General features: G+C 71.5%; 19 protein-coding genes. 12 read left to right on the top strand and 7 right to left on the bottom strand.

From position 1 onward, the window contains the following. Positions 1–39: 39 nt before the first annotated feature. The gene (locus O3X23_RS08500) at positions 40–1,587 is read right to left on the bottom strand and encodes an acyl-CoA carboxylase subunit beta (protein WP_269270593.1); all 1,548 of its coding nucleotides are present in this window, start codon (positions 1,585–1,587) and stop codon (positions 40–42) included. A 227-nt stretch (positions 1,588–1,814) separates the two neighbouring features. On the opposite strand from O3X23_RS08500, the gene O3X23_RS08495 reads away from it, so the two are divergent. The 4 genes from O3X23_RS08495 (at position 1,815) to O3X23_RS08480 (ending at position 6,540) form a co-directional block, all read left to right on the top strand. Continuing rightward, on the top strand, positions 1,815–3,251 hold the full coding sequence (locus O3X23_RS08495; RefSeq protein ID WP_269270592.1) for an MFS transporter: 1,437 nt from the start codon (positions 1,815–1,817) through the stop codon (positions 3,249–3,251). A 105-nt stretch (positions 3,252–3,356) separates the two neighbouring features. Next, on the top strand, positions 3,357–4,547 hold the full coding sequence (locus O3X23_RS08490) for a PucR family transcriptional regulator (RefSeq protein ID WP_269270591.1): 1,191 nt from the start codon (positions 3,357–3,359) through the stop codon (positions 4,545–4,547). A gap of 140 nt (positions 4,548–4,687) precedes the next feature. Then, positions 4,688–5,683, top strand: coding sequence for an acyl-CoA desaturase (locus O3X23_RS08485; protein ID WP_269270590.1), 996 nt, complete (start codon positions 4,688–4,690; stop codon positions 5,681–5,683). 104 nt (positions 5,684–5,787) lie between these two features. Beyond that, a complete protein-coding gene (locus O3X23_RS08480; RefSeq protein WP_269270589.1) occupies positions 5,788–6,540 on the top strand; it encodes a DUF4232 domain-containing protein in 753 nt (250 codons plus the stop codon). A 19-nt stretch (positions 6,541–6,559) separates the two neighbouring features. Here O3X23_RS08480 and O3X23_RS08475 read toward each other — a convergent pair whose 3' ends face one another. The 5 genes from O3X23_RS08475 to O3X23_RS08455 all read right to left on the bottom strand — a co-directional run bounded on the left by O3X23_RS08475 (position 6,560) and on the right by O3X23_RS08455 (position 11,758). Beyond that, positions 6,560–7,516, bottom strand: coding sequence for a DUF4352 domain-containing protein (locus O3X23_RS08475; protein ID WP_269270588.1), 957 nt, complete (start codon positions 7,514–7,516; stop codon positions 6,560–6,562). Between the two features lie 175 nt (positions 7,517–7,691). Continuing rightward, positions 7,692–8,141, bottom strand: coding sequence for a hemerythrin domain-containing protein (locus O3X23_RS08470; protein ID WP_269270587.1), 450 nt, complete (start codon positions 8,139–8,141; stop codon positions 7,692–7,694). Between the two features lie 165 nt (positions 8,142–8,306). Further along, the gene (locus O3X23_RS08465; protein ID WP_269270586.1) at positions 8,307–9,326 is read right to left on the bottom strand and encodes a TolB family protein; all 1,020 of its coding nucleotides are present in this window, start codon (positions 9,324–9,326) and stop codon (positions 8,307–8,309) included. Positions 9,327–9,402: 76 nt separating this feature from the next. After that, a complete protein-coding gene (locus tag O3X23_RS08460) occupies positions 9,403–10,725 on the bottom strand; it encodes an MFS transporter (protein ID WP_269270585.1) in 1,323 nt (440 codons plus the stop codon). 163 nt (positions 10,726–10,888) lie between these two features. Further along, on the bottom strand, positions 10,889–11,758 hold the full coding sequence (locus O3X23_RS08455) for a glycosyltransferase (RefSeq protein ID WP_269270584.1): 870 nt from the start codon (positions 11,756–11,758) through the stop codon (positions 10,889–10,891). 804 nt (positions 11,759–12,562) lie between these two features. On the opposite strand from O3X23_RS08455, the gene O3X23_RS08450 reads away from it, so the two are divergent. The 7 genes from O3X23_RS08450 (at position 12,563) to O3X23_RS08420 (ending at position 22,470) form a co-directional block, all read left to right on the top strand. Next, positions 12,563–13,663, top strand: a complete 1,101-nt coding sequence (locus tag O3X23_RS08450; protein WP_269270583.1) for a Gfo/Idh/MocA family protein — start codon at positions 12,563–12,565, stop codon at positions 13,661–13,663. Positions 13,664–13,715: 52 nt separating this feature from the next. Next, on the top strand, positions 13,716–14,726 hold the full coding sequence (locus O3X23_RS08445) for an NAD-dependent epimerase/dehydratase family protein (RefSeq protein ID WP_269270582.1): 1,011 nt from the start codon (positions 13,716–13,718) through the stop codon (positions 14,724–14,726). After that, complete coding sequence (locus O3X23_RS08440; RefSeq protein WP_269270581.1) at positions 14,723–15,880, top strand: DegT/DnrJ/EryC1/StrS family aminotransferase; 1,158 nt, start codon at positions 14,723–14,725, stop codon at positions 15,878–15,880. Before O3X23_RS08445 ends, O3X23_RS08440 begins: the two co-directional genes overlap by 4 nt. Then, a complete protein-coding gene (locus tag O3X23_RS08435) occupies positions 15,877–16,689 on the top strand; it encodes an acetyltransferase (protein ID WP_269270580.1) in 813 nt (270 codons plus the stop codon). The genes O3X23_RS08440 and O3X23_RS08435 overlap by 4 nt, the downstream gene beginning before the upstream one ends. Beyond that, a complete protein-coding gene (locus O3X23_RS08430) occupies positions 16,686–17,801 on the top strand; it encodes a DegT/DnrJ/EryC1/StrS family aminotransferase (RefSeq protein WP_269270579.1) in 1,116 nt (371 codons plus the stop codon). The genes O3X23_RS08435 and O3X23_RS08430 overlap by 4 nt, the downstream gene beginning before the upstream one ends. A gap of 147 nt (positions 17,802–17,948) precedes the next feature. Continuing rightward, on the top strand, positions 17,949–21,281 hold the full coding sequence (locus O3X23_RS08425) for a DUF4082 domain-containing protein (protein WP_269270578.1): 3,333 nt from the start codon (positions 17,949–17,951) through the stop codon (positions 21,279–21,281). Positions 21,282–21,423: 142 nt separating this feature from the next. Beyond that, a complete protein-coding gene (locus O3X23_RS08420; protein WP_269270577.1) occupies positions 21,424–22,470 on the top strand; it encodes a glycosyltransferase family 2 protein in 1,047 nt (348 codons plus the stop codon). A 32-nt stretch (positions 22,471–22,502) separates the two neighbouring features. Here the strand turns inward: O3X23_RS08420 and O3X23_RS08415 are convergent, their stop codons facing one another. Continuing rightward, the gene (locus O3X23_RS08415) at positions 22,503–23,186 is read right to left on the bottom strand and encodes a hypothetical protein (RefSeq protein WP_269270576.1); all 684 of its coding nucleotides are present in this window, start codon (positions 23,184–23,186) and stop codon (positions 22,503–22,505) included. Positions 23,187–23,260: 74 nt separating this feature from the next. Between O3X23_RS08415 and O3X23_RS08410 the strand changes: the two genes are divergently transcribed. Continuing rightward, positions 23,261–25,226 (top strand): O-antigen ligase family protein (locus tag O3X23_RS08410; RefSeq protein WP_269270575.1); only part of this gene is annotated, 1,966 nt, incomplete at its 3' end.

Raw genomic sequence — 25,226 nt, 5'->3', positions numbered from 1 at the left:
GGCGGTGGGGGATCCGCGGCGCCGGGGGACGGATGGGGATCACAGCGGGATGTTGCCGTGCTGGCGCTGCGGTGCGGGCCGGTGCTTCCCGTGCAGCGCGCGCAGCCCCCGGGTGATCCGGCCGCGGGTCTCGTGCGGGAGGATGACGGCGTCGAGGTAGCCGCGCTCCGCGGCGAGGTACGGGGTGGCGTACTCGTTCTCGTACTCGGTGGTCAGCTGCTTGCGCAGCAGCTCCGGGTCCTCGGCGTCGCGCAGCTCCTTGCGGTGCAGGATGGCCACCGCGCCCTGGGCGCCCATGACGGCGATCTGCGCGGACGGCCACGCCAGGTTGAGGTCGGCGCCGAGGTGTTTGGAGCCCATGACGGCGTACCCGCCGCCGTATGCCTTGCGGACGACGACGGTGATGGCGGGGACGGTGGCCTCGGCGTACGCGTACAGCAGCTTGGCACCCCTGCGGACGATGCCGCCGTGCTCCAGCCGGACGCCGGAGAGGTAGCCGGGGACGTCGACGAAGGAGAGGATCGGGATGCCGAAGGCGTCGCAGAACCGTACGAACCTGGCGGCCTTCTCCGAGGCGTTGATGTCCAGGGCGCCGGCGGAGTGCAGCGGCTGGTTGGCGACGATGCCCACCGACGAGCCCTCTACGCGGCCGAAGGCGCAGATGATGTTCGGCGCGAACAGCTCCTGGATCTCCAGCAGTTCACCGTCGTCCACGACCCGCCGCAGGATCTCCCGCATGTCGTAGGCGTGTCCGAGGTTGTCGGGGACGATCTCGTCGAGTTCCCGGTCCCGTTCGGTGATCCCGGGGTCGCAGTCCTGCCGGTAGCGCGGTGGCGCCTCGCGGTTGTTGGCGGGCAGGTAGGAGAGCAGTCCGCGGACGAAGTCGAAGGCGTCGGCCTCGTCGTGGGCCAGGTAGTGGGCGGTGCCGCTGACGACGGAGCTGGTGCGGGCGCCGCCCAGTTCCTCGGCGGTGGTCTCCTCCCCCGTCACCGAGTGGATGACGTCGGGACCGGTGACGAACATGTGGGAGATGTCCTTCACCATGACCGTGAAGTCGGTGAGCGCCGGCGAGTACGCGGCGCCGCCCGCGCACGGGCCAAGGATCATGGACAGTTGGGGGATCACCCCGGAGACCATGACGTTGCGGTGGACGAGTTCCGCGTAGTGGGCGAGGGCCACGACGCCCTCCTGGATGCGCGCACCGCCCGAGTCGTTGAGGCCGATGACGGGGCAGCCGACCTTCAGCGCATGGTCCATGACCTTGAGGACCTTCTCGCCGAAGGCCTCCCCCATGCTGCCGCCGAACACCGTGGCGTCCTGCGCGAACACCGCGACCGGACGGTCGTCGACGGTGCCGTGGCCGGTGACGACCCCGTCGCCGTCGGGACGCGAGGCGTCCATCCCGTAGGCGGTGCAGCGGTGCCGTACGAAGGCGTCGGTCTCGGTGAAGGAGCCGGGGTCGAGCAGCAGGTCGATGCGCTCCCGCGCGGTGAGCCGGCCGCGGCCGTGCTGACGTTCCACGGCCGCTGGTGAGCCGCCTCGCCGAAGCTGGGCGCGACGGGACTCGAACTCGGCGAAGCGGGTCATACGCGGCCATCCTTACCGGAGGGGGGATCCGGAATTCTGAGCGTCATGGGGGCATCAGGTTCCGCTTCCGGGTGCCTGGCCACTAGAGCGGGGCATGACAGCCGCCCGTCCGCGTTCTGTCACTCCGATGACAAGGCGGGCGGTGGGCGCGGCGGCTAAGGTCGGACGGCCCCGAGCACGCGACCCGTCGGGACCGGCGGTCCTCGGCCCCGGGAAAGGAGCCGCCGGTGGACCGGGTCAGGACACTGCCGATCATGCTGGGGATCGCGGTGACCGGGTTCATCACGACGCTGGACAACACCGTCGTCAACGTCGCCCTGCCGTCCGTGCAGGAGGCCTTGGGCCTCGATCTGCAGGACCTGGAGTGGGTGGGCACCAGCTACGTGCTGAGCTTCGGCGCGCTGCTGCCGGCCGGCGGCCGGCTCGCCGACCTTCTCGCCTGCCGCTCGGTGCTGATCGCGGGACTGGCGGTCTTCACGGTCGCCTCGGTGGCGGGCGGTCTCGCGGCGGACGGCGCGACGCTGATCCTGGCCAGGACCGTGCAGGGGGCAGGGGCCGCCCTGGTGATCCCCGCGACACTGGCGGTGATCACCGGCCACCTGCCCGTCGCACGGCGCTCCCTGGCGGTCGGGCTGTGGACCGGGGCGCTGGCCGTCGCACTGGCTCTCGGGCCGGTGCTCGGCGGGTTCATCACCGAGCACTGGGGCTGGCGCTGGGTGTTCTTCCTGAACGTGCCCTTCGGCGCACTCGGACTGCTGCTGACCGGCTCGGTGCCGGCCGCCGTTCGCCGCCCGGGGCCGTCCGCGCTGCGCCGACTCGATCTGCCCGGGGTCGTGTTGTCGGCCGCCGCGCTGTACCTGCTGGCCTACGGCCTGCTGGAGGGCGGGGCGCACGGATTCACCCGCTGGCCGGTGCCGCAGTGTCTGTTCGCGGCGGCGCTGACCGGTCGGCTGTTCGTCGCCCGCGAGGTCCGTGCGGCGTCGCCGCTGCTCGAACTGGGCCTCTTCCGTGACCGCCTCCTCAGCGGCGGCACGGCCGCGCAGGTGCTCTGGGGCGTCGGTGTCAACGGCGTGTTCTTCTTCACCACGCTGTACCTCCAGCAGGTGCTCGGGTTCTCCGCCACCAAGGCCGGCCTGGCCTTCCTGCCGCTGGCGCTCGCGCTGCTGGCACTGACGCCGTTCGCGGAGCGGCTCTGCACGGTCTGGGGCGCGCACCGGGTGATATCGGCCGGGCTGGTGCTGGTGGCGTGGGGGCTGGTGCAGGTGTCCGCGACGGGTCTGCGGACGACGTATCTCGGTCTGCAGCCGGGGTTGTTGCTGATCGGCGTGGGCTCCGCGCTCACCACACCGCTGACGATCCGCTCCCTCGCCGCGGTGCCGCCGTCCCGCAACGGCATGGCGTCCGGGGTGGTCAGCGCGGCCCGGGAGATCTCCGGGGTCTTCGGCATCGCCCTGGTCGGCGTCGTCCTGACGCACACCCGGCGCGCGGGAATCGCCGCCGGTTCCGATCCGCGGACCGCGTTCCTCGACGGTTACGCGTCCGGGCTGCGACTCGCGGCCGGCTGTGTGCTGTGCGGCGCCCTGGTGACGTTCTGGGCGCTGCGCCCCCGGACATCGGCCATGGGGACGCACCGCCGCGTCGGGCGCTCCTTGTCACGCAAGTGATAATCGGCCATTAACTGATACTCCGTCAGGCACCGTGGCGGCAGAGGCTACTGGGGAGTACCGTCGCAAGAATTCGAACCAATAAGCGGAAGGAACTCCGCCACGGTGCGACAGACACTCGAACTGGCCGATGAGCCGTTCAGCCAGATCCCCCCACAACTCGCCGATCACCTGCGGCCCTTCCTCGACGCCATCCGGAAGGAGGTGGTAGCGACCATCCAGGCCGAGATCCCCGAGTACGACCGCCCCACGAACGACACCTACACGAAGACCATCCACACCGGCGTGGAACTGGGCCTGAACCTCCTGCTGGACCGCCTGTCCACGCCGGGGATCAGCGCGCAGGAGGTCATCGGCATCTACCGCGGCATCGGCCGCGGCGAGGCCCGGGAGGGCCGCAGCCTCGACTCCTTCCAGGGCGCGCTCCGCATCGCCGCCCGGATCGCCTGGCGCCGCATCGTCAGCCTCGCCGACGCCGACGTCCTGCCGCGTGAAGTCCTCGGCCTGCTCGGCGAGGCCGCGCTGGTCCACATCGACGAGATCGCCACGGCCACCTCCGCCGGCTACGCCGAGGCCCAGTTGCACCTGGCGGGCGAGTTGCAACGCCGCCGGTTGCGGCTGTTCGACATGCTGATCGCCGAGCAGCCCCCCACCGAGGAGGCCATCCGTGACCTCGCCCACGCCGCCCACTGGCCGGTCCCCACCTCGCTCGCCGTGGTCGTCGTGGACCACCACTGGGAACGGGACACCCTCTACCCGATCCTGCCGCCCGACTTCCTGGCCCGCTTCGACCAGCGGCCCGGCTGCATCGTCGTCCCCGACCCCGGCGGTCCCGGACGCACCCGCGCCGTCGACTCGGCGCTCCAGGGCCACCGCGCCGCCCTCGGCCCGACCGTCCAACTGACCGACGGAGCGCGGTCGCTGCGCTGGGCGATGGACGCGCTGAACCTCGCACGCCGCGACGTCCTGCCGGGCGGCGAGGTGGTGCGCTGTTCCGAGAACCTCGCCACCATGCTGCTCTTCCAGGACGAGGCCCTGGTGGACGCCCTCGCGGAACGCCATCTGGGCCCGCTGGAACGGATGCGCCCGCCGTACCGGGTGCGCCTCGCCGACACCCTGCTGTGCTGGCTGCAGTGCAGCCGCAACGCCAACGAGGTGGCCGGCCGGCTCGGCATCCACCCGCAGACCGTCCGCTACCGGCTGCGCCAGCTCGACGAGCTGTTCGGCGACCGGCTCCAGGACCCCGACGCCCGCTTCGAGATGGAACTGGCTCTGCGCGTCCAGCAGTTGCGCTGACATCTTCCGCGTTGTCAATCGGGTGATGAGCGGTTCCTTCCGGTTGCGCCGCCACCGCGTAGCACCGCTGCTTACTCGTCAGTAAGGTGCCGCCCACCCGACCGCACAGCGCCCGAAGCGCAGCGTCAAGGAGGGTCCCGATGACACGGACGAACCCAGGCACCGAGGCAGATTCCGACCCCGGCGCCGGCACCCCCGCCGGCACAGCTTCCGAACCGCCGTGGGGAGAGCGGATGGGCACCTCCGACCGGGTGGTCGTGGGGGTCTTCGCCGGCATCCCCTTCGTCGCCGTGATCGCCTCGGTCGTCGTCCTGTGGGGATGGGGCATCGGCTGGCACGAAGTGGTGATCGGCGCGGTGATGTACGCCGTCGTCATGCACGGCGTCACCGTCGGCTACCACCGGCTCTTCACCCACAAGGCGTTCCGCGCGGCCCGGCCGCTGAAGATCGCCCTCGCTGTCGCGGGCATGATGGCGGTCGAGGGTGACGTCATCACCTGGTGCGCGGACCACCGCCGCCACCACCAGTTCGCGGACCTGCCCGGCGACCCGCACTCCCCCTGGCGGTTCGGCACGTCCGTGCGCGCCCTGCTCAAGGGGATGGCGTGGGCGCACGTCGGGTGGACGTTCAAAAACGAGAAGACGAACCAGGCGCGGTACGTCCCCGACCTGCTCGCCGACCGGGACCTGGTCCGGCTGGCCCGCTGGCAGCCGCTGATCGTGCTGGCCTCGTTCGGCCTGCCGGCCGTGGCGGGCGGCCTGTGGGGGGCCGGCGCCTGGGACGGCGGAGCCGCGTGGTCGGCGTTCTTCTGGGCCGGCCTGGTACGGATCGGGCTGCTCCACCACGTCACCTGGTCCGTCAACTCGATCTGCCACGTGGCCGGAGCCCGCCCCTTCAAGTCCCGGGACCGTTCGGGCAACGTCTGGTGGCTGGCCGTGCTCTCCGGCGGCGAGTCCTGGCACAACCTCCACCACGCCGACCCCACCTCGGCCCGGCACGGCGTCCTGCGCGGCCAACTGGACTCCAGCGCCCGCCTCATCCGGATCTTCGAGAAGCTCTCCTGGGCCCGCGCGGTGCACTGGCCCGACGAGCGGCGCCTCGCGTCGCGGACGGCCACGGTGGACCCCGCGGGGTGACCGGACAGGCGGCAGGTGACGGTCCGCTGGAACCGCGCCCCGTGCTCCGCGCGTGATCACCCACAGAGATCGCCGCGCCGCCGCACGCAGAGAGCTGGGTACCCATGACCGCACTGCTGAACCGTCTGCCCCGCCACGGGGCCGCGGTCCTCGCCATGGCTGCCCTGAGCACCGGCACCGTGGCGTGCGCGACCTCGGTGGAGGGCGCGCGCTCCAGCGGAGTCCCCAACCACGCCCCGAGCGCCCCGGCCCCCAGCACGGCCACCCCGCGAGCCACCCCCTCCGCCGGCGGCGGCACCCCGACCGGCACCGACGAGACACCCAGCACCGCGCCGACGGGCGCCGGCGCCCCGCCGGACACCGACACGTCCACCGCCGACACGTCCACGGCCAGCGCCTCCACCGTCCTCGATCTCACGTCGATCGCCCGCTGCCACACCGCCGACCTCAAAGCGGGCTTCGACGCCGCCGGCGGCGCGGCGCCGGACATGAGCTCGACCCGTCAGACCCGTGCCTCCGTGTACTTCACCAACATCAGCCGCCACACCTGCTCGCTGATCGGCTTCCCCGGCGTCGACATAGTCGGCGACCGCGGGACCGACGGCACCTGGTCCCTGACCCGCTCCTCGGTGTCGCCCACCAAGATCCTGCTCAAGCCCTCGAACACCGCGAGCTTCTCCATCACCCTCCTCCCCACCGCGGCCCCCGCCGCCGAAGCCTTCGAACCCGCCCTCGTCCGCATCACCCCGCCCGACGAGGAGACCCAGTTCGCCCTGAAATGGCCCTGGGGCGGCTCCATAGTCCGCCAGGACGCCGCCACCCACCCAGGCACTTTCGTCAACCCGGTCGGCTCCTGACCCCGCCGGCCCGGCGGGCTCAGTGGATGTTCGCGCTGACGATCGTCCCGTCGCGCACCGTGTAGGTCCCGGAGAAGACGCGGTGGCTGCCGTCCTGCTGCGTGGCGTCGAGAACGACGCTCACGGTGTCGCCCTCGACCCCGGTCACCGTCACGGCATCGTTGGCGGTACCGGCGAAACCGGCCGTGAAGCTCTGCAGGGAGCTGTCGAGGTTCTTTCCGCCCAGGGCCCAGGCCGTCGCGTAGTCGTGCGCGTTGATGGCGGCGTAGTAGTTCTCGACGACCTGGCGGGGGCTTGTCCCCTCGGCGGCGGAGGTGGGCGCGGTCGAGGCGGTCGGCTGGGGCGCCGGGGCCGTGCCGGTGGCCGGTGCGCCCTTCTCCACGCGCTGCACGGTCCACTGGCCCGTGTTGGCGGCGAGGCCGGAATTCAGGGTGAACTGCACTTTGGCGATCGCGGACCCCTTCGGGACCTCGAACGTGATGAAGCCCAGCGCGGTGCTGCCAGGGGTGAGCCGGACGCTGCCGGGAAAGCTGGGCCCCGCGGCCGTTTCGAGGACAGTGGCGTTGAAGGCCTGGCCCAGAGTGTCGACCACCTGAGCTCCGTTGGACGGCGCATCGGCGTACACGGCCGTTCCGGTGTTGCGCAGCCGGAACTGCACGGCCACGAAACGCTTTCCCGCATCCGGGCCGAAGACGCCGGCGGCCGCCGGATCCACGACCCGGGTGACCGTGACCGCCATGCGTTCCCCCTCACCGGTGCCCGTGAGATCCAGGGTGTCGCCGACCTGCGCGTCCTGCCGCTGCGCGTCGGCCGGTGAGGTGGTGGAGGCCGGTCCCGGGACGGATGAGCTGGGGTCGGACGGCCGCCCGGAGGCGGGAGAGGTGGTGACCGTGGGCGACGAACACCCGACGGCCACGACGACGGCGAGCACCAGGCCGAAGCAGGACGACGCACTCAGTCGCTGAGCGCGATGCATGGTCACCGCCTCCAGAGAAGCGTCTGCGCATGGTCCGCAATTCGTTCCTTATCTCACCATAGGTTCCTCCACGCACCCCCGCGCGTCGTGCGTCACCAGATGAGCGGGCACCGGGCGGGTCACGTTCCCGGCGTGCCGGTGGCGAGGGCGGCGAAAAGGGGTGCGCGCACCTCGGTCAGGTGTGCACCGCGCGCCAGGCCGCCATCGCGAAGTTCCACTGCTCGCCGGTGAGCGCGGTGAGGGCGGCCGGAAAGAGGCCTTCCTCCTCCTTGCTGATGTGCAGGGTGAGTTCGCGGACGGCCGCGCGGATGAGCGTCTGGTAGCGGAGGTCGGTGAGATCACCGGCGGCGAGCAGAGCGCCCAGTTCCCGGTGTTCGGCCTTGAGGGCGTCGATGTAGTCGCGGTACTCCTCGTCCTGGCCCATCACCGCGAACAGGCCGTCCTCCTCGCCGCGCCAGTGATCACGCAGCTCGGCGCCCATCCGGTCGAGGTGTGCGCGGGCGTCGGAGAGTTCACCGGCGTCCAGCGCGCGCACCACGGAGCCCGCGTGGTCGGTCACCGACTCGTGCTCCGCGATGAAGTCCCTGATCAGCGGGATCTCACGGCAGCCGCAGTAGTGGCACACCCCGCGGTCCTTCCCTCGTGAGCCCCCATGGGTCCTCGTGGACCGGCTCCCCCGCCATCGGAGCACCGGTCGCGGTGTGCGGTGCCCAGGCCGGGCGGCGCGTCCCACCGGTTCACCCGACCGGGCGCGCCGGCCGTCCCCCGGAACAACCGTCGTCCGCCGTGGCTACAGCGGTGCCGGGGAGGACGCGCCGGGGATCAGCAGGCGGGGCGTGCCGGTGCCGTCGGCGGGGACGCTCCACAGGTCGGTGGTCCCGACCGCGCCCTCCGTGGGCAGGGCGTAGGCGACGGTCCGGTCGTCGAGCCAGGTGGCCTGGTCGTCGACGCTGTGGTGCTCGGCGAGCGGTGTCTCGCGCAGCGTCCGCAGGTCGAGGACGTACTCGCGCCAGAGCGCGGCGCCGCGCAGCGCGCGCTTCTTGAAGGCGATGCGGGTGCCGTCCGGGGAGAGCGAGGGGCATTCGACGTTCTGCGTCACGGTGGCGACCGAGCGGCGGGAGACGGACCCCTTGACGAGGTACGTTTTGCCGCCGGTTCCCAGCGTGGCGTAGAACGTGTCGTCGTCCACCGCGAAGGTGACTCCCCAGAAGTTCACGTCCACGGCGTGATACTTCCGGCCCTCCAGAAGGATGCCGAACTCCTCCAGGTTGGTGGTGAGCTGCCAGGTGCGGGTGTCCAGGATCGCGGTGCGGGTGGAGAAGAACGCGGAGCCGTAGGACTCTCCGCCGACGAAGACCGTCCAGGCGGCGAGATGGCCGCTGGGTGAGACCCGCGCGCGGCTGGGGGTGCCGGCCAGCGGAAAGCTGCGCTCGGTCTTCAGGTTCGCGTCCAGGATCAGGGCCCGGTTGTTCTGCGCGAGCGCGCCGGGGGTGGACTGGAGGCAGACGCCGGTGCCCGCCGCGGCGTAGAAGCGCTGGCACTTGACGCCGGAGGCGGTCCGGCCCGCCGCGGGGTGGGTGGCCGGCACCGTGGCGAGATCGGTGAGGTGCGGGCCCCGCGCGCCGTTGAGGAACGCGAGCTTGCCCGACTGCGTCAGCGCCACCTTTCCCGCGCTCACCGACGGGCCGCCCGCCTGTGGCTGGTTCTTCCTGTCCGCCCTGGCGGCGGCGTGCAGCACGAGCCCGATTCCCAGGCCCGCGAGGAGCAGCACCGCCGTGGCGAGTATGAGCAGGCGGCGCTTCGGCGTCATCGGGATCCTTGCGGGTGTCGGGTCGGGCGCGGTGGCGGAGCGGCGGGCGCGGACGGCGTCGGGGCGCGGCGCGGGATCATGACCGGCCCCCGGACGGCCGCAGCACGACGCCCGCGACCAGCGCACAGCAGAGCAGGCCGACCGCGGATCCGGCCAGTGCCGGGGCGTCGCCCCAGACGGTCCAGGCCGCGCCGAAGGCGATCGAGCAGCAGAACCGGGCCAGCGCCTGACCGGTGCCGACCAACGCGAGGCCACTGGCCCGCAGTTGCTCGGGGACGATGGCGGAGACCGCGGCCGGCAGCACACCGTCGGTCGCGGCGTAGAACATGCCGTGCAGTGCGAGCACGAGGTAGGGCAGGGCCGGCAGGTCGGGGGCCCAGAGCAGCAGCATGTACGCGAGGAGCAGCAGGGCGTGCCCGACGAGGAAGACCACGCGCCGCCCGACCCGGTCGGCCAGGGTGCCGACCGGCACGGCCAGCAGCAGGAACACGGCGGCCGTGCCGAGCGGCATCAGCGGGAACCAGTACTCGCTGATGCCGGTGCGGCGCTGCAGCAGCAGGTAGACGAAGGCGTCGCTGACGGTGGTGAGTCCGAGCAGCACGGCGCAGGTGGCGAGTCCGCGCAGCCGCGGCAGGCGCAGCAGCCGCAGCGCCTCGCGGAGGTCGACGGGCCGCTTCTCCGCGTCATCCCCGGCCGCCGCGCCGCCCGCGCCGTCCGTTACGTCCTTCGCGTCCGGAGAGCCGGGGACGGCCGTTCCCGTGCGCGCCTTCCCCGGGACGAACAGCACCAGCACCAGCACCCCGAGCACGGCCACGCAGGCGCTGACGCCGAAGACGGCGTCGTAACCGTCGGTCGCCGCGCGCAGGATCAGGAAGGCGGCGACGGGTCCGAGCACCGCACCGGTGGTGTCCATCGCCCGGTGCACGCCGAAGGCGCGGCCCTGGAACTCGGCCGGTGTGGAGAGGGAGATCATCGCGTCGCGCGGCGCGGTGCGCAGTCCCTTGCCGGTGCGCTCCAGCGCGAGCACCACGCTCAGCGGTCCCAGGCTGTGGACGAGGAGCAGCAGCGGTTTGCAGACCGCGGACAGTCCGTAGCCGAGACCGGCGATGAGTTTGTGGTTCCGCACCCGGTCGGCGAGGTGGCCGCCGGTCAGCTGGACCAGCGCGCTGACGCCGTTGTAGACCCCGTCGAGCGTGCCGAAACCCAGCGGGCTGAGACCGAGCCCGACGACGAGGTAGAGCGGCAGCACAGCGGTGACCATCTCCGAGGAGATGTCGGTGATCAGGCTGACCGCGCCCAGCGCGAACACCACCGAGGAGACCCCCGGGAATCGGCGTCCGCGCGTACGATCCGGCGCGGTGGTCCCCTCGGCGGGGGCGGCGCGGTCCGCGAGGTACATGCTCAGGAGCTCCCGTTGCCGTGGTGGCCGAATCGGCGGAGGAGCGACCGGCCCAGCCGAGGCCGTCCCTGTACTCGAACGTGCGAATGACACTTTAGTGGTTGTATGTGAGGCCGGAGGTGCTTCCCGGAGAACGGGGTATTGAGCCGGCGTTAACGGCAGGTCAGGCCTGCCGGCTGCTCTCGTCCCGCAACCACGTGCCGAAGTCCTGGGACTTGATGGCCCTCCGTGATCCCCGCCGGGCCGCGACGGCCGCCCAGAGGAAGACCACGACGCCGGGGACCAGCTTCGGCTCCGCCCGCAGGATCGCCAGCAGGTCGGCCTTTCCGGTCCGCGCCGACGGCGAAACCTCCTCCTGCCTCCCGCCCAGCTCCTGCCGCTGGTAGTGCTCCAGTTGCGCGGACGAGGTCGCCGCCCGGATCCGCCGCTTGATCAGATCGGACCAGGTGCGCGGTGGATGGACGACGACCCGGGCCGTGTCGACCACGAGCCGTTCGTCCGGGGCGAAGGCGAGCGAGGCGGCGAGATCGTCGGCCATCAGCGGGGGCAGCGCCGCGATCCGGGCGTACCCCGCCTCGGAGACCGCGATGACCCCCCTGCCGAACAGGCCCTGACGCACGGCGGGCAGCCGCTGCCACACCTGGTAGTAGGCCCGCACCCGCCACGCACAGCCGTCCGGCGGCAGGTCGCGCTCGGGAGCGGTGGCGAGGATCGCCGAGGAGTCGTCCAGCGGCTGGATGAGCGCCCGGACGTCCGAGGTCGTGATCACCACATCGGCGTCCACGTACAGCCGGGGAAAGCCGCGCGCGTGCTCGTCGCCGACCCGCAGCGCCTCGTGCTTGGAGGGTTGCGCGATCTCCACCACCCGGACGTCGGCGCCCCGGTGCGCCGCGACCTGCGCGGTGTCGTCCGTACAGCCGTTGCACACCACCACGATGTCGAACTCGTCGGTGCAGGACTCCGCGAGGAGCGCGTCGAGGAGCCGGCCGATGACCCGGCCCTCGTTGTGGGCCGGGATCACGATGCTCGTCACCCGCGCAGTATGACTGCAAGGACGAGGCCGGTGGTGAGTGTTTCGTCCAACTGTCCCCCCGGCTGCGTCCGGTGGTCTAGATTGAGCGTCGGCGGACCGGTTTGGGCGGGGAAATTGACCCCGGACGGACAGGTTCCGGCAATGCTGTGGCCAATCCTGGGAAACTTGGGGTGGATTGGGTGCAGCAGAGGCTCCACCGGGCCCGGATGTGCTTCACCGGGCCCGTCGCACCGCACGCGCGTCAGGGTTCCGTCGTGGGGACGACACAGCGGTACCCGTCACAACAGATCAGCACGGACTCCGGCTGCGGGGGGCACGTTGCAGCGGGTGATCCGTCATCGTCCGGTCAGGTGTAAGACCCACGTACTCACGTTCAACCACCGGTGTCCGCACCGCTCTTCCGCCACCCGCACGGGTGGCGGCACGAACGCGGGACGCCGGCGGTCGGGCGGAGTACGTAGAGCACCGTGGTGGGGGGAGCATGGCCGTTGAGCAGGTCACGCATGAGTCACAGGATGTGGAACGCGGGAGTCCGGGAATCCGCCGACGCTGTTCGGCTCGGAGACACCAGGACATCCCGCTGGTCGCGGACGGCCTCGCCGCCGCGGTCGCCGTGCCGGGCGGGCGTATGCCCCGCCGTCGGCTGACAGTACGCCGGGCACCGGACCGCGCCAGGAGCATCCCGCTCCGCGCCGGGCCGCCGCCGCACGGCTGCGGCGACATGCCCGCGGATCCCACGCACCCCTCCCACGCCTCTGAACTGTCGATGCGTCAGCCAACGTGCACGAAGGGACGACGAACACTGTGACGGACACTGTGAAGGGCGCTGTGAAGGACACCGGCGCTCCGGGTACGGGACCGGACCAACCGCTGGGGGTCGCGGTCGTCGGCGCCGGCTACTGGGGGCCCAACCTCGTCCGCAACTTCCAGTCCAGCCCGGGGTTCCGGCTGCGCCACCTCTGCGACCTCGACGTGGAGCGGGCCCGCCGGGTGCTCGGCACGTACTCCACCGTCCAGGCGACCGCGGACTACGCGGCGGTCCTCGCCGACCCGTCCGTGGACGCCGTCGCCGTGGCCACGCCCGCCGGAACGCACCTGGACGTCGCGCTGGCGGCGCTGCGCGCGGGCAAGCACGTCCTCGTCGAGAAGCCGCTGGCCGCCACGTACGCGGACGGCCAGCGACTGGTGGCCGAGGCCGAGGAGCGCGGTCTGACCCTGATGTGCGACCACACCTACTGCTACACGCCCGCGGTGAGTCACATCCGGGACCAGGTGCGCTCCGGGGCACTCGGCGAGATCCACTACGTCGACTCGGTCCGCATCAACCTCGGTCTCGTCCAGAAGGACATCGACGTGATGTGGGATCTCGCCCCCCATGACCTGTCGATCCTCGACTTCATCCTCCCCGACCACGTCGAGCCGGTCGCGGTCGCCGCGCACGGGGCCGACCCGATAGGCGCCGGCCAGGCCTGCGTGGCCTATCTGACGCTGCAGCTCAACACGGGCGCCATCGCGCACGTGCACGTCAACTGGCTCTCCCCCACCAAGGTGCGGACCACCATGGTCGGCGGCTCGAAGCGCACCCTGATCTGGGACGACCTCAACCCCGCGCAGCGCGTGGCGGTCTTCGACCGAGGGGTCGAGCTGTCCACCCCCCAGGACATCGGCGTCGACCAGCGCCGGGACATGCAGATCTCCTACCGCACCGGCGACATGGTGGCGCCCGCGATCGGGGAGAAGGAGGCGCTGCGCAGCATGGTCGACGAGTTCGCCGCGTCGATCCGCGAGCGCCGGGCGCCGCTGACCGACGGCCGGGCCGGCCTGCGGGTGCTGGACATCCTCGAGGCGGCCTCCCGGAGCCTGGAGTTCCGCGGCGCGGTCGTCGGGCTGCGCGCCGGCCGGTGAGCGTACGGACTGTTTTTCGCCAGACGAAGACCGATCCTGTGGGGGAAGAGCGTTGAGCACCGTACGAGGCAAGAAGATTCTGGTGACCGGCGGGGCGGGCACCATCGGTTCCAACCTGGTCGACCTGCTGGTCGACAACGGGGCACGCGAGATCGTGGTGCTCGACAACTTCGTGCGCGGGCGGATGGCCAACCTGGCCCAGGCCCTGCCGAGCGGTGTCGTGGAGGTCGTCGAGGGCGACATCCGCGACGTGGCGACCGTACGCAAGGTCACCGAGGGCGCCGACCTGGTCTTCCACCTGGCGGCGATCCGCATCACCCAGTGCGCGGAGGAGCCCCGGCTGGCCAACGAGGTCATGGTCGACGGCACGTTCAACGTGCTGGAGTCGGCCGCCGCGGCGGGGGTGGGCAAGGTGATCGCCTCCTCATCGGCCTCGGTCTACGGTCTGGCCGAGGCCTTCCCGACGACCGAACGCCACCACGCGTACAACAACGACACCTTCTACGGCGCGGCGAAGGCCTTCAACGAAGGCGTCCTGCGCAGCTTCCACGCCATGTACGGGCTGGACTACGTGGCGCTGCGCTACTTCAACGTGTACGGGCCCCGGATGGACATCCACGGCCTGTACACCGAGGTGCTCATCCGCTGGATGGAGCGGATCGTCGGCGGGGAGCCGCCGCTGATCCTCGGCGACGGAACGCAGACCATGGACTTCGTCCACGTCCGGGACATCGCCCGGGCCAACCTGCTGGCCGCGGAGTCGGACCTCACCGACGAGGTGTTCAACGTCGCGAGCGGCACCGAGACGAGCCTGCGCGACCTCGCGCTCGCCCTGCTCGACGCGATGGGCGCCGATCTGGAGCCCGAACACGGTCCCGCCCGCTCGGTGAACGGGGTCACCCGCCGCCTCGCGGACACCACCCAGGCCGCGGAGCGACTCGGTTTCACGGCGGAGATCGACCTGCGCACCGGGCTGCGCGACCTGGTGGACTGGTGGCAGTCGGAGCGCGCCGCCGACGCCAGGGCAGCGGCCGCCGCCTCCGGCACGCAGGCCGCACGATGAGCGCCCCGGTGGAACCGGAGCTCGCCCGGGTCCCGGTGATGATGCCGTGGCTGGGCGAGGAGGAGGCGAACGCGGCCGCCGCGGCGGTCCTGTCCGGCTGGGTCGCCCAGGGCCCCCGGGTCGCGGAGTTCGAGCGCGCCTTCGCCGAGCGGGTGGGCGCCGAGCACGCCATCGCCGTGAGCTCGTGCACCGCCGCCCTGCACCTGGCGCTGGTCGCACTCGGCCTGGGCGCCGGTGACGAGGTCGTCGTGCCCTCGCTGTCGTTCATCGCCACGGCCAACGCCGTGCGCTACGTCGGAGCGGAACCCGTCTTCGCGGATGTCGAGGAGGCCACCGGCAACCTGACGGCGGCCACCGTGGACGCGGTCAGGACCGCGCGCACCAAGGCGGTCCTCGCTGTCCACCAGGGCGGGGTGCCGGCCGATGTGCACGCCCTGCGGTCCGCCTGCGCCGACTGGGACGTCGCCCTGGTCGAGGACGCGGCCTGCGCGATCGGCTCGACCGTGGGCGGCAAGTCCGTCGGCCACGGCGCGCTGCTCGCCGCCTGGTCATTCCACCCCCGCAAGGTGATCACCACCGGCGAGGGCGGCATGCTGACCACGGACGACGCGCAGTGGGCCGAGCGGCTGCGCCGGTTGCGCGAGCACGGGATGAACGCGTCCGCCGCCCAGCGGCACGCGAGCAGCACACCGATCCTGGAGAGCTATCTCGAGGTCGGCTACAACTACCGGATGACCGACATCCAGGCCGCGGTCGGCCTGGTGCAACTCGGCAAACTGGACGAGATCGTGGCCCGCCGGCGTGCGCTGGCGGCCCGCTACGATGCCCTGCTGCGGGACGTTCGCGGCCTGTCACCGGTGCGCGACCCCGCCCACGGGCAGGGCAACTTCCAGTCCTACTGGGTGCTGCCGGCCGAGGACTTCCCGGTCGGCCGGGACGCGCTGCTCGCCGCGCTCGCCGCGGCCGGGATCTCGGCCCGGCGCGGGATCATGGCGTCGCACCTGGAGCCCGCCTACGAGGGGCACCCGTCGGCGCCGCTGCCGGTCACCGAGCGGATCAGCCGTGACTCGCTCATCCTGCCGCTGTTCCACACCATGACCGAGGCCCAGCAGGACCGGGTCGTGGCGGTCCTTCGTGAGCAGGCCGGCGGATGAGCGGCGCAGCGGGTCCGGACCCCGCCAGATCCGGGCCCGCCGCCACCGACCTCGTGATCATCGGCGCGGGCGGGTTCGCCCGGGAGACCGCGCAGGCCGTACGGGCCGCCAACGCGGACGACGTGGCCCGGGGCCGCGCCCCGCGCTGGCGGCTGACCGGCCACCTGGACGAGAATCCCGCGCTGCACGGCCGGGACGTGGACGGCGTGCGGGTGCTGGGCGGCAGCGGACTGGTGCACGACCTGCCCGGCACGCGGGTGGTGGTCTGTGTCGGCAATCCGCGCGACTACGCCTCCCGGGCCCGGCTGGTGCGCCGCCTGAAGCTGCCGGAGGACCGTTACGCCACGGTGGTGCACCCCACCGCGGCGGTGTCGGACTCCTCGGTCCTCGGGCCCGGCACGGTCCTTCTGGCGCACAGCGTCCTGACGGCCGCCGTGCTGGTGGGCGCGCACGTGGCGGTGATGCCGCACGTGGTCCTGACCCATGACGACGTGGTCGGCGACTTCGTGACGATCGCCTCCGGGGTCCGGCTCGGCGGGGGGACGCGGCTGGAGCGGGGCGCCTATGTGGGATCGGGGGCCCTGGTCCGCGAGGCCACGACGGTCGGCGCGTGGTCGCTGATCGGGATGGGGAGCACGGTGCTCGGTGACGTACCGCCGGGCGAGGTGTGGATCGGCAGCCCGGCGCGGCGGTTGCGCGAGGCCGGGGCCCCGGCGCTCGCCGAACTGCGCGCCGCGAGTGCCGGGGGTGCCGAGGGTCAGGACGCCGGCAGGGGGCCGGCGACACGGATGGGGAGTCCAGTCACATGAACCAGATACCGCTTGTCGATCTCAAAGCGGCACATGCCGAAGTCGCCGACGAAGTCCGCCGTGGATTCGAGCGCGTCCTGGCCGGCACCGCCTTCATCGGCGGTGACGAGGTCAGGGAGTTCGAGCGCGAGTACGCCGAATTCGGCGGCGTCGCCCACTGCGTCGGTGTCGCCAACGGCACCGACGCCCTCGAACTGGCCCTGCGCGCGAGCGGGGTCGGCGTCGGTGACGATGTGGTGCTGCCCGCGAACACCTTCATCGCCACCGCCGGCGCGATCCAGCGGATCGGCGCGAAGCCGGTGCTGGTGGACTGCCTGCCCGAGAGCTTCCTGATGGACCCTCAGGCCGCGCTGGACGCCGTCGCACCCGCCACCCGCGCGGTGGTACCGGTCCATCTGTACGGGCAGTGCGCCGCGGTGACCGAACTGGCCGCGGCGCTGCCCGCGCACGTCCGGGTCGTCGAGGACGCGGCGCAGAGCCAGGGCGCGACGCGGGACGGCCGCTCCCCGGGCAGTGGCGGGATCGCCGCCACCAGCTTCTACCCGGGCAAGAACCTCGGCGCCTACGGCGACGCGGGCGCGGTGCTGACCGATGACCCGGAGCGCGCCGACCTGGTGCGCGCGCTGGCGAACCACGGCGGCGTCGCCAAGTACCGGCACGACGTGGCCGGATTCAACAGCCGGCTGGACGGGCTGCAGGCCGTCGTCCTGCGGGCGAAACTGGCCCGGCTCGCTGACGGGAACGCGGCCCGGCGGGCCGCGGCGGCACGGTACGACGCGCTGCTCGGCGACCTGGCGGCCGCCGGGCGCGTGGTGCTGCCGACAGCGGTCGACGGCAACGTGCACGTGTGGCACCTGTACGTGGTGCGGGTCGCCGGAGCGGACCGCGACGACGTCGTGGGCAAGCTCAACGCCGAAGGCATCGGGGCGGGGGTGCACTATCCGGCCGCGGTTCACCTGACCCCGGCCTTCGGCCATCTCGGCCACCGCCGCGGTGCCTTCCCGAACGCGGAGGAGGCGGCGGACCGGATCCTGTCGCTGCCGCTCTTCCCGCAGATCACCTCCGAGCAGCAGCAACGGGTCGTGGACGCTCTCACCGCCGCCCTGCGCTGACGCTCGTAGTACGCGCGTTTCGCTGTCGCCTGTCACCGAGTGTGAACAGACACCGTTTCCCGTCTCGCCCGCTCTAGCCTCGTCCCGACTCACCGAGCCGGGTCACTGCACTGCCGCTGAGAGGTACAGATGCACAGAAGGAGCAGATTGCTCCGGGGTGGATTGTTCACCCTGGCCACCGCCTTGCTCACCGCCGTCCTGCCGCTGGCCGTGGTCGCCAGCGCAGCCGATCCCTGCGGATCGGGCGGCAACCCCGTCGCGTGCGAGAACTCGAAGCCGGGCACGCCGATGTCCGACTGGTTCTCGCCCAACGCGTACGGCAACGTCCAGGGGTACACGCCCCAGCAGAGCTACCAGGCCGGCGACACCGTCCAGTTCAAGGTCCAGTCGCCGACGCCCTACCACGTCTCGGTCCTGCGGCTCGGCTACTACGGCGGCGACGGCGCCCGCATGCTGTCGACCCCCGCCCAGGCGGCGGTGACCTACCCCGCCAACTTCACCAAGGACGGCACGGCGAACACCCCGATCGACACCACGGTCGTCGACGGAGTGGCGGACGGAAAGCCGCGCAAGTGCGTCACCAAGCCGTCCACCGGTCTGGTGGACTGCGGCAACTGGCCCGTCACCGCCACCTGGACGCTGCCGAGCGACGCGGTCTCCGGCCTGTACATCGCCAACTTCGACCAGGCCGACGGCGAAGGCGTGATGCCCTACCCGTTCATCGTCCGCAACGACTCCAGCCACTCCGACATCGTCGTGCAGACCGATGACGAGACCTGGCAGGCGTACAACGGGTACGGCGGACAGGACCTCTACGGAGGCACCGGCCCCGCTCCCGACGGGCGCGCGTACGAGGTCAGCTACAACCGGCCGCTGGACATCGGCGGCGACAACGGGATCTACGGATCCGAATACGAGATGATCTCGTGGCTGGAGCAGAACGGCTACGACGTCAGCTACATGTCGGGGCTGGACGTCTCGACCCGGGGTTCGCAACTGCTGAACCACAAGATGTTCATGTCGTCGGGCCATGACGAGTACTGGACCCAGGACCAGTTCACGAACGTGCTCAACGCGCGGCACGCCGGGGTCCACCAGACGTACTTCGCCGGCAACGAGGTCTTCTGGAAGACCCGGTTCACCCCGAGCAACGACGGGTCCAACACCGCCAACCGCACGCTGACCTGCTACAAGGAGACCAAGCGGTTCCTGGCGGCGCCGGACGGCATACCCGACCCCAGCGGCATCTGGACCGGGACCTGGATGGACCCCAACAGCACCGCCAACGGGCAGCCCTTCCAGCCGCAGAACATCCTCACCGGCTCGCTGTTCTCCGTGAACGGCTACCGCAGCGACGCGATCACCGTGCCCGGCACCTACGGCAAGCAGCGGCTGTGGCGCAACACGACGGTCGCGAACCTGACCCCCGCCCAGACCGCCACCTTCCCGACCGGGACCCTCGGTTACGAGTGGGACAGTGACCTGTCGACCAGCACCCGGCCGGCGGGGCAGATCAACATGTCGTCCACGACCGTGGACATCAACGACGGCAAGTTCCGTCTGGACTACGGCAACACGTACGGCAACGGGACCGCGACCCACAACCTGGTGGCCTTCCGCGACCAGACCTCGCACGCCCTGGTGTTCGGCGCCGGAACCGTGCAGTGGTCGTGGGGCCTGACCAACATCCCGACCGGCAATCCGGACGACACCGTGGTGACCGCCGACAAGCGGATGCAGCAGGCCACGGTGAACATCCTGGCCGACATGGGCCTGCAGCCCAAGACCCTGCAGAGCGGCCTGGTCCTGGCGTCGGCCTCCACCGACACCGTCGGCCCGACCATCAGCGTGACCAGCCCGGCCGCCAACGTCACGGTGCCCGCGCTGAAGCCGATCACCATCAGCGGGACCGCCGCCGACACGGGTGGCGGCGTGGTGGCCCGGGTGGAGGTCTCCACCGACGGCGGGAGCACCTGGAACCCGACGACGGGCCTGACGTCCTGGAGCTACAGCTGGACGCCGACCACCCCCGGCGCGGCACAGATCAAGGTGCGCGCGGTGGACGACAGCGTCAACATCGGCGCCACCACCACGGTTCCGCTGACGGTCGGGCCGCAACAGTGCCCGTGCACCGTGTGGCCGGCAGCGGCCGTGCCCGGCACCGTCAACGCCGGTGACGGCAGTTCGCTGGAACTCGGCGTGAAGATCCGCTCCTCGGTGCCCGGTGCGATCACCGCGGTCCGGTTCTACAAGTCCCCGGCCAACGTCGGCACGCACACCGGCAGCCTGTGGAGCGCCGGCGGCCAGCGGCTGGCCACCGGGACCTTCACCAACGAGACGGCGTCCGGCTGGCAGCAGCTGAACTTCGCCTCACCGGTGCCGGTGAAGGCGAACACCACGTACGTGGCGTCGTACTTCGCACCCGGCGGCGGGTACTCCTACGACAACACCTTCGCCGGGAACTCCGCGGGGCTGGCGCCGTTCACGGCGCTGCAGAACGGCACCGACGGCGGGAACGGCGTGTACCACTACGGTGGGACGAGCGCGTTCCCGTCCACGGCCGCGACGGGCAGCAACTACTGGGTGGACGCGGTCCTGGACACCTCGACCGCGAGCACGGTTCCGCCCACGGTCACCGTGACCACCCCGCAGTCCGCGGCGACCGGGGTGCCGATCACCTCACCGGTGAAGGCCACCTTCAGCGAGGGCATCGAGGCCGAGACGCTGGTGTTCACGCTGCAGGACTCGAACGGCGCCACCGTGCCGGGCAGCAAGGTGCTGACCTCGGTGAACAGCGCGACGTTCACCCCGTCCACCGAGCTGGCGCTGAACACCACGTACACGGCGTCCGTGCAGGCCTCCGACCTGTGGGGCAACACCATGACGGCACCCAGGACGTGGAACTTCACCACCAGTCCCACGCCACCGGTGGTGAACTGCCCCTGCACCCTGTGGAACAGCAGCACGGTGCCGAGCACGGTCAACGTGACCGGGGACGCCAACTCCCTTGAGCTGGGCACCCGGTTCCAGTCGGCGGTGAACGGCTACATCACCGGCGTCACCTTCTACAAGGGTCCGGGAAACACCGGCACCCACACCGGCAGCCTGTGGTCCTCCACCGGCACGCTCCTCGCGACCGGCACGTTCGGCAGTGAGACCACGTCCGGGTGGCAGCAACTGCTCTTCACCACCCCGGTGCCCATCACCGCGGGCACCAACTACGTGGCCTCCTACCACGCGCCGAACGGCAACTACGCGGTCGACGGCGCCTACTTCACCGGCGCCCACCAGTCCTACCCGCTGGTCGCACCGGCCGACGGCAGCGGCGGGTCCAACGGGCTCTACGCGTACGGGACCACCTCGGCCTTCCCGACGGGCACCTTCGGGTCCGTGAACTACTGGGTCGGCCCGATCTTCACCACGACGCCGCCGGCCCTGGCCCAGGCGGACCAGTCCACGGAGGTGGTACCCGCCAAGTAGGTTCCGGCCGGTCCGGGGCAGCGCCCCGGACCGGTCCGCCCGACCACGTTTCCACCCGTACCCACCGGTCCGGGTCGGGGGAGGCGGCCCGGTGGGTCCGGGCCGCCTCCCCCGAGGCCGACCGGGGATTGGCTTCCTCACCATGAGCACCGTCAGCGTCGTGATCCCCTGCTACAAGTACGGCCACTTCCTGGCCGACTGCGTGCGCAGCGTGCTGGACGAGCAGGAGGGCCTCGACGTCCGGGTGCTCATCATCGACGACGCCTCCCCCGACGACTCCGCGCAGGCCGCGCACGCGCTGGCGGCCGCCGACCCGCGGATCGAGGTCCGGGTCCACGCCCGGAACCAGGGGCACATCGCCACCTACAACGAAGGCCTGCTGGAGTGGGCCGACGGCGACTACGTCGTCCTGCTCTCCGCGGACGACCGGCTGGTGCCCGGGGCGCTGGTACGGGCCGCGGCGCTGCTGGACGCCCATCCGGAGGCCGGCTTCTGCTACGGCCGGCCGCTGCGCTTCCAGCACGGCGGACCACTGCCCGCCGCTCGCACCCACAGCACGGGCTCCGTCGTCTATCCCGGGCGGTGGTGGCTGGAGCGGCGCTTCCAGGAGGCGACCGGCTGCATCACCTCGCCCGAGGTTGTCGTCAGGACCAGCCTGCAGCGCAAGGTGGGCGGCTACGATCCGGCGCTGCCGCACGCGGGCGACATCGAGATGTGGATGCGGCTGGCGGCGCACGCCGACGTCGGCTACATCCAGGGGGCCGACCAGGCCTTCTACCGGGTCCACGGCAACAACATGTCCACCACGGACTTCGGCGGACAACTCGACGACCTGCGCCAGCGCCGCGTCGCGTTCGACGCGGTGCTCGACAAGTGCGCCGACCTGCTGCCGCGCGCCGACCAGTTGGCCGACGCGGTCCACACCCGGCTCGCCCGCTTCGCACTGCGCCGCGCCTACCGGGCCTACGACCGCGGGCGGACCGCGGTGGTCCCCGTCGACGAACTCGTGGCGTTCGCCGCCGAGTGCCTGCCGGGCTACGAGAAGCTGCCCGAGTACCGGGCGCTGCGCCTGCGGCAGCGCGTCGGCGCGCGGACGATGCCGTATCTGCAACCACTGGTGCTGTCGGCGGTGGCCGATCGCGGCCGTGAGTGGCTGTGGTGGCAGTCCTGGAAGCGCCGGGGCATCTGATGGCACGCCGACACCGGTGGACCCGGGCTGCCTCAGTGCGGCAGCGCGACCGCCCGGACGCGGTCCTCGGCCGGTTGCGGCCGGCCGGAGTCCGCGGCGCGCCGCTGCCGCCGGCGGTTGAGGAACTGGTCGGTCCACAGGGCGGCCAGCACCCCGCCGACAGTGCCCAGCAGGGCCACGCCGGCCAGTCCCCGGCTCTTGGTGCCGGACTGGGGCGCCGCGCTGGGCGGCACCAGGAGGTCCACACTCATCCGGGACGCCGCCGGGATGTTCTGCGCCGACTGCATGTCCTGCAGGTGCTTGCCGTAGACCTCGACGATCTGCCGCACGGCCGCGTCCGCCGCCATCAGTTCCGGGTGCTCCGCCTGGACCTGGAGCGAGGGGATCAGATACCGCGGTGTGGCGCTGGTGCCGCTGTTGCGCGGGATCAGCTTGTACTGCCCGCGCACGCCCGCGGCCGCCAGTTCGGCCTCGCCCGTGGGCGACTCCAGCTGCTGGATGATCGCGTACGAGACCGCGGCGAGCGGCGGCTGCAGGTTCGCGAGCTGGTTGGGCTGGTTCCCGGTCACCGGCGGCTTGAGCACCACGACGGCGGTGCTCAGGTACGACGAGGCCGGCCGGAGCACCTGATAGGCCCCGACAGCGGTCAGCAGAACCGCCAGTACCAGGACGTACCAGCGGCGGAGCAGCACACGCACGAGCTCGCCAGGCGACACAGGTCTTCCTTCCGTCATGACCGATACTCGCAGGACGGCGGGGAAGCCGCTACCGGATCCCCTGGGGTGCCCTCATGAGCCTGAGTCAGATCTTCGCGGTGCTGCGCAGGCGCTGGTACTTCATGGTGCCGGTCACCCTGCTCAGTCTCCTCGCGGGCATGTACCTGTACCGGACGGTGCCGGTGGCCTACCAGTCGCAGAGCTCCGTCGCGCTGCTGGACTCCCGGGCGGTCGCCAAACTGGCGCCCACCTTCGGCAATCCCATCTCGAACGCCGGGGGTTCGCTGGTCGTGACGGCCGATGTGCTGATCAGGACCCTGGCCTCGACCGACGCGGCCCGGGACCTGCGCAGCCGGGGAGTCACCGACCCGTACACGGTCGCCTTCGCGGCGAACACCTCGGGACCACTGCTGACCCTGACCGTGACGGGGATCGACCAGGACAAGGTACTCGCCGAGACCACCACCATCACCCTCTTCGCCGGGGAACAGCTCAGGGCCCTGCAGGAGGCGGCCAAGGTCTCCCCCGCGTACTACGTCCAGGCCGCGCCCGTCGTCCTGCCGCAGGTACCGGTCTCGCAGCTCAAGAGCCGGTACCAGCAGGTCATGGGCGTCGTCATCCTGGGCACCGCGACCGGGTTCGCCCTCTCCTTCGTGACCGAGAGCGCCGTGCTGACCCGCCGCCGCAGGCTCGCCGGGTCGGACATCGACCCCTGGCCCGCGAAGAAGGTGCCCCGGGGGCTGTGGGGCCGCCGCCTGGACGCCACCGCGATCCTCACCGGGTACATGGCGCTAGCGCTCCTCATCCCCTCGGACCTGGCCCTGCCCGGCCTCGGCGGCGTCGGCACCCCGGCCAACGTCTTCGCCCTGCTGGGCCTGTTCTGGTACCTCGCGGCCTGGCTCACCGGCCGGATGCGCCCGGCGCCGGGGACCCGCCTGCCGCGGGCGGCGATGTGCGTGCTGGCCGCCGCGGTGCTGCTGTCCTACATCGCGAACGCGAGCCGCAGCAGTTCGCACAAGGAGGTGCTGGGCGCCGACCGGGGGCTCATCGGGCTCCTGGTGTGGGTGTCCCTGGTGGTCCTGGCCTCGGCCGGGATCCAGGACCGGGGACGGCTGGAGGTGCTGATGCGCCGCGTCATCGTGATGGGCACGGTGGTGGCCGCGATCGGCTACTACGACTTCTTCACGGCGACCAACATCGCGGACAAGATCCAGATCCCCGGGCTGAGCTCGAGTGTCGCCCACATCACCACCCTGGACCGCGGCTCGTTCACCCGGCCCCGCTCCACCACCGCCCAACCCCTGGAGTTCGGCGGGATGCTGGCCATCCTCGTGCCGTTCGCCATCCAGCAAGCGTTCGATCCGGCGCGCAAGCACCTCAGCGCGTTCCGCCGCTGGGGACCCGTCGCCATCATGGGCGGCGCCCTGCCGCTGACGGTGTCCCGGACGTCCATCATCGGCGCGCTGCTCATCGCCCTGGTGATGATGCCGCGCTGGAAGCCGCAGCGCCGCTGGACCGCGATCGGCCTGCTGATCGGTTCGGTCGCCTGCTTCAAGGTGATCATCCCCGGGCTGATCGGCACCATCACCACCCTGTTCGCGACGTTCCTCAACAACTCCGACAGCAGCACCCAGGCCCGGACCGTGAAGTACAGCGCGATCGTCCCGTACCTCTCGGACCGCCCCTGGTTCGGACGCGGCTTCGGCACGTTCACCCCCGACCTCTACTTCTTCACCGACAACCAGTACATGCTGACGCTGGCCGAGATGGGCGCCCTGGGGCTGGTCGCGCTGCTGACCCTGTTCGTCACCGGGATCCACACCGGCGGCGCGATCCGCCGCCTCGCCCGTACCGACTCCGACCGCGAGCTGGGGCAGGCGTTCTTCGCCTCCGCGGTGGTCGCCCTGGTCATCAGCGCCACCTTCGACGCCCTCAGCTTCCCCATGTTCGCGGGGATGTTCTTCCTGACGCTCGGCGCCGGCGGCAGCTATCTCGGTTTCGTCCGGCGCGAGGCGCGCGCCGCGGCCGGGAACGTGGGCG

It is taken from the genome of Streptomyces sp. H39-S7 (assembly GCF_027158205.1).
GTDB lineage: Bacteria > Actinomycetota > Actinomycetes > Streptomycetales > Streptomycetaceae > Actinacidiphila.
The sequence above is the reverse complement of the archived record's forward strand: the minus strand, read 5'-3'. Positions and strand labels throughout refer to the sequence as shown.